Genomic DNA, 14,427 nt, shown 5'->3' with positions numbered 1-14,427 from the left:
CCTAGTGGTAGCCATCGTCGTGGGTCACCTTGCCGCGGAACACGTAGTAGCTCCAGAAGGTGTACCCCAGGATGAACGGCAGGATGAACAGCGTCCCCACCAGCATGAAGCCCTGGCTCTGCGCTGGCGCAGCGGCATCCCAGATCGAGATCGACGGCGGGATGATGTTCGGCCACAGGCTGATGCCCAACCCGCTGTAGCCCAGGAAGATCAGCACCAACGTCAGCAGGAACGGCGTGTAGTTGGCGTTGCGCGCCACCGCCTTGAGCAACCCATAGAAGGTCACCAGCACCAACACCGGCACCGGCATGAACCAGATCAGGTTGGGCATGCTGAACCAACGATCGGCGATCTGTGGATAAGCCAGCGGCGTCCACAGGCTGACGATGCCGATCACCACCAGCAGCACCAGCGCCAGCGGCCGCGCCAGGTCGTGCATCTGCTTCTGCAGCGGTCCTTCGGTCTTCATGATCAGCCAGGTGCAACCCAGCAGCGTATAGGCCACGATCAGCCCCAGGCCACTGTAGATACTGAACGGCGTCAGCCAGTCAAACGCGCCACCCGCGTAATGGCGGTCGACCACCTTGAAGCCCTCGATGAAGGCCCCCAGCGCCACGCCCTGGAAGAAAGTGGCCACCAGCGAACCCCAGATGAACGCCTTGTCCCACAGGTGGCGCTTGTCGGCCTTGGCCTTGAAGCGGAACTCGAAGGCCACGCCACGGAAGATCAGGCCCACCAGCATCAGGATCAGCGGCAGGTACAGCGCCTCGAGCACCACCGAGTAGGCCATCGGGAAGGCCCCGAACAGCCCCGCCCCGCCCAGCACCAGCCATGTTTCGTTGCCGTCCCATACAGGCGCGACGGTATTCATCATCACGTCACGGTCACGCTCGCCCTTGACGAAGGGGAAGAGCATGCCGATTCCCAGGTCGAAGCCATCCATGACCACGTACATCATCACCCCGAAGATGATGATCACGGCCCAGATCAGCGGAAGATCGATACCCATGGCTCAGTTCCCCTTGTTCAGGCTGACGGCGTCGTGTTCCGTGCCGTCATCGGCAGCCGACAGCGGCCGCGCTGGCGTGCGTTTCTGCCCGGGACCTCCCGGTGGCTGCGTATCGCCCTCGCCGGTATGCGGCCCTTTGCGCACCAGGCGCATCATGTAGCCGATGCCGGTGCCGAACAGCGCGAAGTACACCACCACGAACATCACCAGGGTGAAGCCGAGCTGTCCGTAGCTGTGGTTCGACACCCCGTCCGCCGTGCGCATCAGCCCATACACCACCCACGGCTGACGACCGATCTCGGTGGTGAACCAGCCTGCGAGGATCGCGATCAACCCCGACGGCCCCATCCACAGCGTGAGGTAGAGGAATGGCCGCGAGCTGTACAGCGTGCCACGCTTGCGCAGCCACAAGCTCCATAGCCCCACGAAGATCATCAGGAAGCCCAGCCCGACCATGACCCGGAACGACCAGAACACGATGGTCGAATTCGGCCGGTCTTCAGGCGGGAACTCCTTCATGGCCGGTACTTGCTTGTCCAGGCTGTGCGTCAGGATCAGGCTGCCCAACGCCGGAATCTCGACTTTGAAGCGCGTGGTCTCGGCCTGCATGTCGGGGATGCCGAACAGGATCAGCGGCGTCGGCTCGCCGGGCTTGTTCTCCCAGTGGCCTTCGATGGCGGCGATTTTCACCGGCTGGTGCTTGAGCGTGTTCAGGCCATGGAAGTCACCGATCACCGCCTGGATCGGCGCAACGATCAGCGCCATCCACATGGCCATCGACAGCATCTTGCGCACCGCCGGATTATCCCGCCCGCGCAGCAGATGCCAGGCCGCCGAGGCACCGACGAAGAACGCCGTGGCAACGAACGCAGCCGTGGCCATGTGCATCAGGCGGTAGGGGAACGAGGGGTTGAAGATGATCATCAGCCAGTCGACCGGCACCACCCGGCCATCGATGATCTCGTGGCCCTGGGGCGTCTGCATCCAGCTGTTGGAGGCGAGGATCCAGAAGGTCGACACCAGCGTGCCGAGCGCCACCATCACCGTGGAGAAGAAGTGCAGCCCACGCCCCACGCGGTTCCAGCCGAACAGCATGACCCCGAGGAAACCCGCTTCGAGGAAGAAGGCAGTCAGCACTTCGTAGGTCAGCAAAGGCCCGGTGACGGCACCGGCAAAATCGGAGAAACGGCTCCAGTTCGTGCCGAACTGATAGGCCATGACCAGCCCCGAGACTACCCCCATGCCGAAGTTGACGGCAAAGATCTTCGACCAGAAGTGGTAGAGGTCGCGGTAGACGTTGTCGTTGGTCTTCAGCCAGAGGCCTTCGAGGACCGCCAGGTAGCTCGCCAGGCCAATGGTGATGGCCGGGAACAGGATGTGGAAGGATACGGTAAACGCAAACTGGATTCGGGCGAGCTCCAAGGCCTCTAAACCGAACATAGTGCTTCCTCTTCAGGTAATCCGGGCGTTCGGGCTCGTGACCCTCGCGCTCACTGCCCCCACGGTGATCGAGTGCGCTGTTGTCGAATTGTTCTGTTCGATCGCAGGGATTCTGGCCAGGTGGCCAACTCGTTTCATCTGGAACGATTGATCCAGATCAACGGCTGTTGGGAAGCATAGTCCCGAATGCCAGGGCAGGCTGTGTGGTTGTTTGCCGCGTGACCGGTTGCCTCACCCTCTTTACTCGCGACGGGTTTGGTGGATCGCCCGGTCAACCCCGATGGAACCCTTGGCCAATGGCCACAGTCCACCTTTCAGGCCCACCTTCCAGAGGCCTTCACCAGGAGACACCCATGAAAGGTACAGCGCTTTCCGCCCTCTTCGCGGCCGCCACCCTGCTGGCCTCGCCTGTATTCGCTGCCGATGACTTGTGCGCGATCAACCTGCAGAAGATCAACGACAGCATGGCTACCGCCGGCGCCACGTCCGAAGGCCTGGACAAGGCCCTCACCGAGCATGTCGACAAAGCCAAGGCCGCCCAGGCCAGCGGCGATACCAAGGAGTGCATCGCCATCACCAGCAAGGTGCTGGAGCGCCTGGAAAAGACCGAGAAAGGCAGCGGCTCGGCCGGCGGCAGCGGCGCCTGAGCCGCTCTGTTGCAACGGGCGGCGGCACCAGCAGTCGACGCCGCCCGCGCAAAGGCGTATACTCGGCGGCACGTGTCGAGAGATACGTCAGCTAGAGCTGAGTGTGGGGCCGATCAGGATTCGACGCCGGTAGCGAAACTCTAGGTGCATGCCGAGTTGGTAACAGAACTCGTAAATCCACTGTTGCAACTTTCTATAGTTGCCAATGACGAAAACTACGAGGGTTACGCTCTCGCTGCGTAAGCAGCTGAGCCCGCTCTCCTGGTAGCTTCGGCTCCAGCAATCATCAGGGGATGCCTGTAAACCCGAAATGATTGTCATACAGAACAGGATCGTCGTGTAGCACGTTGGGGGCAAAGCGACTAAAACTTACCCAACTCGTCCAAAGCACCCTGCCCGTCGGGCGGCTGCGGATTAACTCAGTAGACACGGCTAAGCATGTAGTACCGACAGCGGAGTACTGGCGGACGGGGGTTCAAATCCCCCCGGCTCCACCAAATCCGAAACAGAAGAAGACGCCCTTGGGCGTCTTTTTTTGTGCCTGGGACTCAGTGCCTCAACGGCAGCACGCCATCACCTTTCCCTCTCCTCGTTCATAGCCTCCAGCTTGGCGAACTGATCTCTTGCCAGCCCGCTGATGATCCGGATCGCTTGATGAATGCCCGCTGTGTTGCGAAAGCTCAGTTGCGGGTTGTGCTCGCATTCCAGCATCTCGTCATGCTGGATCAGCGCCTCTCCTAGCAGTTCGAGAGTCCAGACGTAGCTTTGGAGGGTAGACAAGCGCTCACGGTCTGAATCGCCCCTGGTTTCGTAGACAACTTCAAGCCTCATAATGAAGCCCACAGAGGTGCCATGAGTCGTAAGCGTTACCCCGAAGAGTTCAAGATCGAAGCGGTCAAGCAGTGACCGAGAAAGGCAGACCTGTTGCCGATGTTGCCCAGCGTCTAGGGATGCCCGCTCACAACCTTTACGCCTGGATCAAGCTCTACAGCACGCCCCAAGAACAGTGCCAGCAAGACGATGATCAGCAGGCTGAGCAGCGTAAGCTCCACAACCCTCAACTTACAATGTCGTCACTCCAAATCAGCCAGTACACCAGGCTCGAACCCATGGGCATCCAGATGCCAATCAAAATACTTCCGATTTTTCCTGCTCCAACCCCTCACCTGCGTGCCAAGCACCTTCTCCACGTAGCTCTCCGTAGCCTCGGTCATTACACGCGAAGGATGTCGGACGACCTTACCGTTCCTGACAGCGAGATAGCCATGCTCGAACAGCGGATCGCAACCCAGTCGGCACATGGGGACAGCAATGTTCTCGATATCGAGCTTTTCCTTCGTGCTACAAGCCGATCGCTTCTTGATATGTGCTGCCACCAGCAGGTGCCTGGGGAACTCGTTTAGGCAAATGCAACAGTGGCCAGTGGGCTTGCCTTGGAAGAGGTGACGCACGATGTACTTGTGCTCCAACCGGGTAGGTCGTGTCCCCATTCCATCAGTCGACTGGATGTCTCGACGCGCCTCATCCAGCGTGACGTGGTCAGGGAAGTAATCGTGGTCCAGCTCCGGATAACTATCCAGAATGGCTGCACTTTGCACATCGTCGTAACCAGAGAAAGACCGATCCTGCCCACTGTCGGCTAGTGCCTGAATGGCTTTGAAACGAATAGCGTGATGACGAACGTCAGTGACGAAGTAGATGTTCTCCCAGGTTTTTCCAGCCCCAGCATCTGCCCAGCCCCAGAGCCTCAAGGCCAGCTCGCGATTGTGTGTGCGATGGGTAAAACATGCGCTAACGGTGACGACGGTTTCGGTATTGAAGATAACGGTGTCGCCCGGCTGCATGGCGAGCCAGGCATTTCTGGTTCTGGGCGAGGATAACCCCCAGATGCACAGTTTGCCTGCGGGGTAGGCTTTATACAGGGCTGCCAGTAACTCGGGCTCCAGCAAGTCCGCGATATCGTCGAGCAGCACTGGGTTAAGAATGGTGGTCTGCAAGTTTTTGCGAGCAATCGGCTGCGAGCAGGGCTGATAAAACACTCGAGGCGTCATTCGCTTCGCCTCGAGTACTTGACGGCATTGCCCTTGGCTTCACTGACCGGATATTTCTCTGCGTTCCGCTTGAGCTTGGCCTGGGCAACGGTCTCAAGGTCGACGTTCAGGCGATCCGCCAGACGCACCAAGTACAGCAGCACATCCGCCATCTCTTCTTCGATTGCCTCAATCGCCTCTGGCGAAAGCGCATTACGCTCACTTTGCTCTGGAGTCAGCCACTGGAAGCGCTCGAGCAACTCGCCGGCTTCGCCGGACAAGGCCATCGCTAGATTCTTGGGTGTATGGAATTGATCCCAGTCGCGCTCGGTGGCGAACGCGGCCAGTTCAGTCCGCAGGGATTTCAGGGCATCCATGGAAGGAAATCGCGCGCATAAATGTAGGAATGCGAAACGGTATCCCGTAGGAATTTTCCTGTCTACAACAACGCTTCGCCCCCCACTACAAGGTCAGTCCCCCGCTCCCCAATCACCAAACAAGCTGCCATCGTATTCCCCCCGCGGCATCACCGAAGCATCCACCACTCGCAACCGGTTCACCCATAAACCCTCAACGCTCAATCCACCACCACCTCTTCATCCCGGCCCATCTTCGCCGTCCCGCACTGATGCCAAAAACCACCGCCGAGGTGCGCAAAACCGCGCCATACCCTGCCTACCCCCAGCCCAGGCACCACCTCCCCGCTCACCAACCGGCAAACGCTCGATGGTTCCCAACGCAATCGCTGGCAGACGACCTCCTCGCCCAAGTCCGCGCCGCGTCGCCGACATTCTTCGAGCAATTAGTAGTCGATCTCATGATCGCCATGGGCTACGGGGGTTCACGCAAAGAGGCCGGCAGCGCAACCCAGCAAACCAACGACGATGGTATCGACGGCATCATCAAGGAAGACAAGCTCGGGCTGGATGTCATCTACCTGCAAGCCAAGCGCTGGGGTAACACGGTGCATCGGCCGGAGATCGATAAGTTCATCGGGGCGCTGACCCGTAAACGCGCCCGTAAAGGCGTCTTCATCACGACATCCGACTTCTCCGCCGGAGCCCGCGACGCTGCCTTGAGCCTGGACATCAAAGTAGTGCTTATCGATGGCGCCGAACTCGCCCGACTGATGGTCGATTACAACCTGGGCTGCAGCGTTAAACAGGTCTACGAAGTGAAGCATCTGGATAGCGACTACTTCACCGAGGACTAACTGCGCCGTGGCGTTGATCGCCTGCCCATGCGCCTGCGCCGATCTCCGCAGCGAATCTGCGTCGTCCCTGCTCCAGACATGGCAATTTGCCACCTAAACGAGGTAAATTCCCTTCCAGGCATCCACACGAAACCCGGTTCACGATCACAAGGAAGTTGCAGCTATGGACCAAGCCAAGGACTCCCTCCTCAGGCGCCAGACCTCATCGCATCTGTGTCTGGAGTACTCAGACTCCCCCTCTCGGCCAATACCGCCCCACAAGCAGCACGCCTGCAGATAGGGAGCCGCCGATGTCCCTGCCATTCCTGTTCCAGTCGTCGCCGTCCTCCAGCACCAACACGACCGAAGCCAACATCTTCATCCACGGCTACAGCGCCGGGCACAACGACGAAGATAAGCAACTCCTGCTTGAAAGAATTCCCGCGCAACTCGGTAACTTCATCAATATCTTTGCCTTCTGGCCATCAAACCATTATCTGCACTTCGACACCGCGTCATTCTGGTCGCTGGGTGCAGGCAGCCTTAACCTCGTACCGCTCGGCGCTACCGGGGGCTTCGGTCCTTCCCTGGGATTGGTGGGGGCTGTAGTCAAAGACCGTCTGAAGAACTTCAGCGATGCCCGCGCTCGTGCCGAGAGCATGGGTGTTGTGCTGCTCGATCAACTGAAAGAGTACCTGCGCACCAAACACCCTCAGGTCGAAACCATCAATCTGATCGGCCACTCTCTTGGCGGTCGGGTGGTGGTCAGCAGTCTGAAAAGTTTCTCCAGAAGGCATCAGTTGGCAATCAACGATGTACTGCTGATGGCTGCGGCAGTCGAGGTCTCAGCCATTGAAGCGAGCCAGATGCGAAAGCGCCTGCAAGGCAGGATGATCAACGCGTATTCGAAGACAGACCGGACGTTGCTGCTCAATTGGGGCGAAACCTGCCTGGGACGCAACGTGGTCGAGCACTTCGAAAGCGTCGAAATGAACGACTTTGGTCACACAGATTACTGGGAGCGACTCCCCGAGGTGTTGACCGAAACACGCTTCAAAGCAATTACGCCGAACGCTCCTGAGCCGACCCTCGCTCATGCTGACCCTTTCCCGCCACCCCAGGCGTACGAAAAATCCATCGAAGAACCCTACATGACTCTCGAACTGAACAGCCCCCGCGAGGTTTACCAGCAAATCAACGATGAGTTGGCCCTCATCATCGGTGAGCTGAGGCACTCTTCGGACGACGAAGCCTTGAACCTGGCCAGGAAAGAAGCGCTGCGGCGGCTCACCGAACATCGTACCGCGCTGTTCGATCGGTTGGCGGAACTGGAGAAGAACGCCGAGTGGAACACCTTCACCATCGCTTTCTATGGTGAAACCGGGGCAGGCAAGTCGACACTCATCGAGACGTTGCGGATTCTGCTGCAGGAGCCAGGCAAGCGGGCGAGCCAGGAGGCCTTTCGCAAGCTGCACGAACAGTACGAACTGACTGAAGAAAACCTCCAGCGCTTGCAACAAAGCATTGAGGAGACCGAAGCGCGACTTGATGAACTCACGCGGCAGTTGACCGCCGCAGTGCAGCAGTACGAGCAACCCTACCAGCAGGCTCGCGAAGCGTTGGATCAGGCCAATGCCCAGTCCAGCGAGCTGACACAACGATTGGACAACACGCTCCAGCAACACGAGCACGCGCACAAAGATGCTCTAGCTGCCGTTACCCGTTTGCACAGCCTTCTCGCCGAACGTAAAAGCACGGCTTCGCTCTGGCAGAGGCTGCTGAACCTGTTCAGAAAAATGCCGGAAGAACTACAGCTCAACGATGCCACTGCCCGGTTGGCCACCGCCACGGCAGCACGCGACAGCGCTGCAGTGACACTGGACACCGAACGGCAGAAAGCCGAGCACGCCCGCACTGAACTCGAGCAGAAGTTAGCCGAAGTCACCCGTGCACGCGACGATGCTTGTACGGCGCTTACCGCTCAACAGGCAGCGACTACTGAGCAGCAACGGACGCTCGTACGACAGCGCCTGGAAGTTGAAACTCAGTTGGTGCAACTGGTGACCGAGCTGAAGCTCCACGCTGACGGGCAGATCATCGGTGACGGTAGTGCCGACTTCACGCGCAAAACACAGCGTTACGACCTCGAACTGGACGGCCACCCCTTCGCCTTGCTGGATGTACCGGGTATCGAAGGCAAGGAAGGGTTGGTACTGGAGGAAATCGAGCGCGCCGTACAGATAGCTCACGCCGTATTCTACGTCACCAACCAGGCAGCACCTCCGCAGACGGGCGATGGGCAGAACGTGGGCACGCTGGAGAAGATCAAGAAGCATCTCTCTGCACAAACCGAAGTCTGGACAATCTTCAACAAGAAGATCACCAGCCCCAAAAACTCCCTGAACGGCCGACCGCTGGTTTCCGAAGACGAAACCACGAGTCTTGCTGGCCTAGATCAGAAGATGGCCGAGCAGCTTGGCAAACACTACCGGGAGGTGTTCGCGCTGACCGCTTTGCCAGCATTCCTTGCCTCGACCCATCACTTCGCGCCGGGTTCATCGAACGCCAATCGTCGGGCCAAGGTGCTCGCGGACTTTGGTGCCGACGAACTCCTGGAGAAGTCCCGCCTGCGAGGCTTCCTGCAGTTGCTCGACGAGCAATTGATCCGTGACGGCCAGTCCAAGATCATTCGGGCCAACTTCAACAAGGCCAATGAAGCACTCACTGACACCACCGGCACGCTCTCAGGTGTTCAACAAACGCTTTCGGCGCTGGCGGCCAAACTCAACGAAGAAGAGCAAAGCGCCAAGAGTCAGTTGAACAGCAGCTTCAGTGCGCTGAAGAAGCGCCTTGAATCATCAGGCGAGACCTTGATCCACGGCTTCGCCAGCAAGGTGCGAAACAGCGTCTATGCGAGGATCGAAGGAGACATCAGCAACGATGCTTTCAAGGCAGCCCTGAGCGAACAGCTTGAGGAACAGCAACACGCGTTGGGCAAGCAGTTACCCAAGGTCATCAACGTTGAAGTGAGCACCTTCCAGAAGGCTGCCGAAGATATTCTCAAACGATTCGAAAAGCATGCTCAGGAACTGACCGCGAGCTATGGAAAGCTCGGCAGCATGAAGTTCAATCAGCCGTTCAAACTCAATATCAAAATCGACAATGGCATCAAGGTTGCAGGACTGATCGCCAGCCTTCTGGGAATCGCAGCAGCCCCCTTCACCGGCGGTGCCAGCCTGTGGTTCGTAGGGGCTTCGGTACTGACCGCTTTGATCTCGGTTGGCAAAGCGATCTGGGGCGCATTCGATTCCGACTTCAAGAAATCTCAGCAACGCCAGGCAACCGATAAAAATCTGCTCAGCGCTACCGAACAACTGCGCAGTGCATTACGTGAAAATCTGGAAAGCGCGATGAGCGAAATGCAGAAGACGATCGAGCAACTTGATCGGGCGCTGGAAGCACCTGCCAAGCAAGCTTCCAGCCAGGTTGAAACGCTGGCGCGCTCCACCAAACGCCTGAAAGTGCTCTCCCGCCAAATCGAAATCGCAGGAAAACTGTAATGGAAAATACCCTCAAGACATTCAAGGCCCAACAGGCCGACGCACTCTCGCTGCTCGAACGGTTGCAAGGTTTTCTCGACCAGGGTGCAAAGGCCGGCGTGCCGATCGACGGGGCCCTGAGCAGCAAGTTGAGGAACGCCATCAACAGCGTATCCGGTGAAAAACTCAAGGTCGCGCTGATCGGAGGTTTCTCCGAGGGCAAGACATCGATTGCGGCAGCCTGGATGGAAAAGCTGGATAAATCCAGTATGAAGATCAGTCATGCAGAGTCCTCTAACGAGGTGAAAATCTACGAGGTCGATGATGATTTCGTACTGATCGACACCCCGGGCCTGTTCGGTTTCAAGGAGCAGGAAAACGCCGAAACCCATGCCATCGAAAAGTACAAGGACATCACCAAGAAGTACGTGAGCGAATCTCACCTGGTGCTGTACGTGATGAACTCGACCAACCCGATCAAGGAAAGCCATAAGGAAGACCTGACCTGGTTGTTCCGCACCTTGGGTCTGCTGCCGCGCACGGTGTTCGTGCTCAGTCGCTTCGATGAGGTGGCTGATGTTGAAGACGAACAGGACTATCAGTCCAATCTGCAGATCAAGCGCGATAACGTCACGGGCAGGCTTCGCGAACAGATTGGTCTGAGCGATCAGGAAGCAGCCGATCTTTCGATAGTTGCAGTAGCTGCCAATCCCTTTGACCTGGGGGCCGAGCACTGGCTGTCCAACCTTGAAGAATTCAAGGCGCTGTCGCATATCGCAACCCTGCAGACGGCGACCACAGCGAAGATCGAGCACAACGGTGGCAGCGCTGCGCTGGCCAATGAAATGCGCACCAGCGTAATTCGCGATGTGCTCAACAACCAACTGCCGATCGCTGTCGAGAACGACCACAAGGTTTCCCTCGAAGTCAGCAAGCTCGACGAGCTCAATGGTCGGTTAGGTAAGCAATTGGCAAGCACCGGTCAGCAGATCGAAGAAGCACGTATCAGCCTGCGCGAGTTTGCCACGCGCTACTTCGCCGATCTGATCCTGCAGGCCAAAGGCTGTAGCCTTGAAACGTTCACCGATTTCTTCGAACGAGAGGTCGGTGCCGAAGGCATCATCCTCGCTACACGGCTGCAAAACGAGTTCAGCCGCCAGACCCAGTCGATCACGCTTGAGGTCGAGAAGATGCAGGTTGGCTTCGACAGTGAGGTCAATCACTTCAATACGACGGTCAAAGCTCTGGGGAAACAAGGCATCAACCACGTGCTCAAGGGCAATCTCATCAACAACACCACGGTACTGGCCGCTCGAGATGGCATCTCGACAATTGCCAAGACGGTTGGCATGGACATCGGCAAGTACCTGAAGTTTAAACCCTGGGGCGCGGTGAAATTCGCCAAGGGCGCCAATGGTGCCCTGGCTTTGCTGGGTGTGGCACTCGAAGCGTGGGACAGCTGGGAGCAATACAAGCGCGAAGAAGCCTTCAAGAAAACCATTGCAACGATGGTCGACAACTTCGAAAAACAGCGCCAGGACTTCATCGCTCTGGTGAACGCTGAACGTTTCAAGGAAGAATTCTTCCCCGACTACCTTCAGCTCAATACTCGCCGACAAGAGCTGCAAAGCAATCTGGATGAAAGCCGGGTGCGTCAACAGCTCTTCCAGGCATGGCGGGTTGAAGCTGAAACCATCGATGCTGAGTTCAGAACGTTGAGCTAACCGCCCCAATACCCACACAGGGCAGACAGAAGCCTGGGCTACAACCCCAGGCTTCATCGGCTCATGCCCTATCGTCGATAGGGCACTGCAAAGCGCCCTGTTTGGAAGGCCTTTACTTTGAAGAGCTAAAAGCAACCACGTTGTCCGGGGGTTGCCACGGAATACCACCGGTGGATAACCGCTCTTAAAGTCCAAAGTGGCGCTGAATGTCGACCCTTGACCGGGTTTATCCACAGGCGTAGAACTGGCCGTGCGAGCGCTGTCGATGACAGCAAACCAGGTGGCCCGAGCCTTGAAGGTCACGCCGCTCTCGCGGTGGATCTCTCCCAAATGGCGATTCGCATCCGGCAACTTATGGATCAGCCGACTTTATCATTTGAGTCGCGAACTTCCTCATGCGGCTCAACGTATCTGTTGCGCATTCATTGCACACGCTCTTTCGCTCGGTTCGTAGCGTTGTCGTTTGCCGATCATCTGTTGCTACAGTGTGGAACTCAAAGCCGTCCGAGCACCAGCGCGTATCGCTGGTTTGCACGGGAATACGGCCCTCGTTCCGACGCGGCACGCTGGGTTGTTTGATCCGGCGGTCAGGCAGCAGGTTGTAATCACGCATGACCCGGTAAACCCGCTTAACATTGATCGCCGGTAGCGACCTGGTTTCACGGGCGCGATGCCGCAATCCCCAGACTCGACGGCAGCCATAGTTGGGCAGTTCGCTGACCTGTTGTTGGATTTCGGCCACCAGTTCAGCGCCCTTCACAAGCCTGCTTCGCCGTACTTTGGGCGATGCCGATTGCTTGATTCTAACCGCTAGTTGCGAGCGCGCCACGCTGAAACATTCGCTGACCAGCTTCACGGGTCGTCCCGCGGCAACAAAGGTGAGTGGATAAACCATTTTCGCGACCGGGCTATCTCCACGGCCGCTTTGAGGATTTGCGCTTCCATTGTTTTTTACCCAGCATCCGTTGCAGTTCACGGATCTGCTTGAGCGCATCGCTCAGCTCTGAGGCCGGCACTACAGCTTCTCCGGCACTGTGTCGTCCCGGTTCAGCTTGGCATTAATGCCGTTGCACCGAGCCACCACCGACACGTTTTGTCCTGGCTCAAGGCTCTCGCGAACCTGGCTAGTTTTTGCTCCGGGCTCCAGCAACGGTGCCGCTCCTGGCCCAAAAGCTCCCCCGTTTGCCTATCCCTTGCCGTAAGGGTGAAACGGTGTCTTGTCTTTCAGGGTGCTCGTTCATTCGGTTTCATTAGACCACTACAAAACCACCGTAGGAAATTTCCTACACAGTAGTTTATCTGCATATTTTAATATCTTATAGGGTGCGCGCCGAATGAGGCCACTCAGCTACTAACAGGGTCTGACCTTTCCGTTTGAATTATGGTGTGAGGTTTTATTACGCCATTATGCTCACCTAGATCAGAGAGGGGCTGAACGGAAAGCTTTCTTGGCATTTTAGGAAGAACGTACATGTCGAAAGTAATAATTTTTTATAAAAAAACTCAAACACAAAATTTGGTCGAAGGCCCGGAAGTAACATTGCAGACGGCATCCGTTGTCATCGTTAATGCAGGGCAACTCTCCGTCAGGCAAATGACTCGCAGCGGCGACAATTTGATTATTAATTTTCTCGACAAAAAAAGGTTAGTGATTAAAAAGTTCTTTGACGATCGCGATAGCAAAGAGAACTCCCTGGTCTTCAATGATAATGGGCAATTGACAGAAGCCGTTATTCAAGAGCCCGCACTTGCAAATCAGCCACTGGGGGTCAGCTACGAACCGTTTCAGCAAAGCGCACAAAATGCACAGGGTGCCGACTCCGTGCTGGGTAAAATCAGTTCATCATTCAATGATCTTTCGCCATTAACTAAAGGCGCTCTATTGGGTGGTGCAGCCTTGGGGGTGTTCGCATTAACTCAATCAGGTGGTGGAGGGGGGGGAGGGCACCGGGTTAACACCGTAAAACCGAATACCACGGCTCCAGAACCTCCACAGGTTAAGACAGCCACTAAAGCCGACGGTACCATGGCTGTCACTGGCAAAGGAGCTCCTGGCTCGCGCATTGACTTCACCTTTCCGGATGGCTCAAAAATTAGCGTGATAGCCGGGAACGACGGGAGTTTCAGTTTTGCAAGCAAGGTGCCGCAGCCCAATGGCTCTTTTACGGCGACGGCAACGGATAGCTCGGGGCGCACCAGCAAAACGCTGACTGGAAATTATACGGCTGACCCAAGTGCCGATACATCCCCTCCTCCTCCCCCAACAGGGTTGACCGTGATCACCAAGCCCACTGGGGGTATCGGAATCACCGGTAAAGCCGAGCCCAACAGCACGGTCAACGTCACCACACCGGACGGCAAGATCCACAACGTAAAAGCCGGACCCGATGGCAACTTCAAGTTGGATATCAACGGTCCTCAGCCAAACGGCAAGATCATCATCACTGCAACGGACGCAGCAAATAACAAAAGCTTGCCTGCGATTCTGGACTTCACTGCAGACCCGAAAATCGACACTACGCCACCGGATGCTCCGACAGGGTTGAACGTGATCACCAAGCCCACTGGGGGGATCAGCATCACCGGTAAAGCCGAGCCTAACAGCACGGTCAACGTCACCACACCGGACGGCAAGACCCATAACGTAAAAGCCGGGCCCGACGGCAATTTCAAGTTGGATACCAACGGTCCTCAGCCAAACGGCAAGATCATCATCACTGCAACGGACGCAGCAAATAACAAAAGTTTGCCTGCAACCCTGGACTTCATTGCAGACCCGAAAATCGACACTACGCCACCGGATGCTCCGACAGGGTTGAACGTGATCACCAAGCCCACTGGGGGGA

11 protein-coding genes, 1 other RNA gene and 1 pseudogene are annotated in these 14,427 nt (G+C 57.2%); 7 read left to right on the top strand and 6 right to left on the bottom strand.

All coding sequences use genetic code 11. The features are described 5' to 3' along the window. Position 1: 1 nt before the first annotated feature. Together cydB and HU748_RS25525 are read right to left on the bottom strand one after the other, a co-directional pair. The gene (cydB, locus tag HU748_RS25530; protein ID WP_186722437.1) at positions 2-1,009 is read right to left on the bottom strand and encodes a cytochrome d ubiquinol oxidase subunit II; all 1,008 of its coding nucleotides are present in this window, start codon (positions 1,007-1,009) and stop codon (positions 2-4) included. A 3-nt stretch (positions 1,010-1,012) separates the two neighbouring features. After that, positions 1,013-2,449 (bottom strand): cytochrome ubiquinol oxidase subunit I, encoded by a 1,437-nt coding sequence (locus HU748_RS25525; protein WP_186711842.1) that lies wholly within the window; start codon positions 2,447-2,449, stop codon positions 1,013-1,015. 353 nt (positions 2,450-2,802) lie between these two features. Between HU748_RS25525 and HU748_RS25520 the strand changes: the two genes are divergently transcribed. After that, complete coding sequence (locus HU748_RS25520) at positions 2,803-3,096, top strand: hypothetical protein (protein WP_063546147.1); 294 nt, start codon at positions 2,803-2,805, stop codon at positions 3,094-3,096. 105 nt (positions 3,097-3,201) lie between these two features. Next, positions 3,202-3,593: a transfer-messenger RNA gene (gene ssrA, locus HU748_RS25515) on the top strand. A 76-nt stretch (positions 3,594-3,669) separates the two neighbouring features. On the opposite strand, the gene HU748_RS25510 is transcribed toward ssrA, so the two are convergent. Beyond that, positions 3,670-3,927, bottom strand: coding sequence for a hypothetical protein (locus HU748_RS25510; RefSeq protein ID WP_186722436.1), 258 nt, complete (start codon positions 3,925-3,927; stop codon positions 3,670-3,672). Positions 3,928-3,948: 21 nt separating this feature from the next. Here HU748_RS25510 and HU748_RS25505 point away from each other — a divergent pair. Continuing rightward, positions 3,949-4,145: pseudogene (locus tag HU748_RS25505) on the top strand (transposase); the annotation flags it as partial. A gap of 24 nt (positions 4,146-4,169) precedes the next feature. Here the strand turns inward: HU748_RS25505 and HU748_RS25500 are convergent. Further along, positions 4,170-5,147 (bottom strand): hypothetical protein, encoded by a 978-nt coding sequence (locus tag HU748_RS25500; RefSeq protein ID WP_186722433.1) that lies wholly within the window; start codon positions 5,145-5,147, stop codon positions 4,170-4,172. Continuing rightward, positions 5,144-5,503, bottom strand: coding sequence for a nucleotide pyrophosphohydrolase (locus HU748_RS25495; RefSeq protein WP_186722431.1), 360 nt, complete (start codon positions 5,501-5,503; stop codon positions 5,144-5,146). The genes HU748_RS25500 and HU748_RS25495 overlap by 4 nt, the downstream gene beginning before the upstream one ends. Positions 5,504-5,754: 251 nt before the next feature. On the opposite strand from HU748_RS25495, the gene HU748_RS25490 reads away from it, so the two are divergent. The 3 genes from HU748_RS25490 (at position 5,755) to HU748_RS25480 (ending at position 11,581) form a co-directional block, all read left to right on the top strand. Beyond that, the gene (locus HU748_RS25490) at positions 5,755-6,339 is read left to right on the top strand and encodes a restriction endonuclease (protein ID WP_238343461.1); all 585 of its coding nucleotides are present in this window, start codon (positions 5,755-5,757) and stop codon (positions 6,337-6,339) included. 290 nt (positions 6,340-6,629) lie between these two features. Beyond that, positions 6,630-9,878, top strand: coding sequence for a DUF726 domain-containing protein (locus tag HU748_RS25485; protein ID WP_186722429.1), 3,249 nt, complete (start codon positions 6,630-6,632; stop codon positions 9,876-9,878). After that, positions 9,878-11,581: a LeoA/HP0731 family dynamin-like GTPase gene (locus tag HU748_RS25480; protein WP_186670460.1), complete on the top strand. Its 1,704-nt coding sequence runs from the start codon at positions 9,878-9,880 to the stop codon at positions 11,579-11,581. Before HU748_RS25485 ends, HU748_RS25480 begins: the two co-directional genes overlap by 1 nt. A gap of 352 nt (positions 11,582-11,933) precedes the next feature. On the opposite strand, the gene HU748_RS25475 is transcribed toward HU748_RS25480, so the two are convergent. After that, a complete protein-coding gene (locus HU748_RS25475; protein ID WP_186670462.1) occupies positions 11,934-12,437 on the bottom strand; it encodes a hypothetical protein in 504 nt (167 codons plus the stop codon). 615 nt (positions 12,438-13,052) lie between these two features. On the opposite strand from HU748_RS25475, the gene HU748_RS25470 reads away from it, so the two are divergent. Continuing rightward, positions 13,053-14,427, top strand: a 1,375-nt coding sequence (locus HU748_RS25470) for an Ig-like domain-containing protein (RefSeq protein WP_186722427.1), incomplete at its 3' end; no start/stop codon positions are given.

It is taken from the genome of Pseudomonas sp. RW3S2 (assembly GCF_014268955.1).
GTDB lineage: Bacteria > Pseudomonadota > Gammaproteobacteria > Pseudomonadales > Pseudomonadaceae > Aquipseudomonas > Aquipseudomonas wayambapalatensis.
This window is presented reverse-complemented; position numbering and strand designations above follow the sequence as displayed.

Coding starts and splice junctions, on each gene's coding strand:
- cydB (WP_186722437.1), bottom strand. CDS start 1,009: ATGGGTATCGATCTTCCGCTGATCTGGGCCGTGATCATCATCTTCGGG.
- HU748_RS25485 (WP_186722429.1), top strand. CDS start 6,630: ATGTCCCTGCCATTCCTGTTCCAGTCGTCGCCGTCCTCCAGCACCAAC.
- HU748_RS25510 (WP_186722436.1), bottom strand. CDS start 3,927: ATGAGGCTTGAAGTTGTCTACGAAACCAGGGGCGATTCAGACCGTGAG.
- HU748_RS25495 (WP_186722431.1), bottom strand. CDS start 5,503: ATGGATGCCCTGAAATCCCTGCGGACTGAACTGGCCGCGTTCGCCACC.
- HU748_RS25525 (WP_186711842.1), bottom strand. CDS start 2,449: ATGTTCGGTTTAGAGGCCTTGGAGCTCGCCCGAATCCAGTTTGCGTTT.
- HU748_RS25480 (WP_186670460.1), top strand. CDS start 9,878: ATGGAAAATACCCTCAAGACATTCAAGGCCCAACAGGCCGACGCACTC.
- HU748_RS25490 (WP_238343461.1), top strand. CDS start 5,755: ATGCCAAAAACCACCGCCGAGGTGCGCAAAACCGCGCCATACCCTGCC.
- HU748_RS25520 (WP_063546147.1), top strand. CDS start 2,803: ATGAAAGGTACAGCGCTTTCCGCCCTCTTCGCGGCCGCCACCCTGCTG.
- HU748_RS25500 (WP_186722433.1), bottom strand. CDS start 5,147: ATGACGCCTCGAGTGTTTTATCAGCCCTGCTCGCAGCCGATTGCTCGC.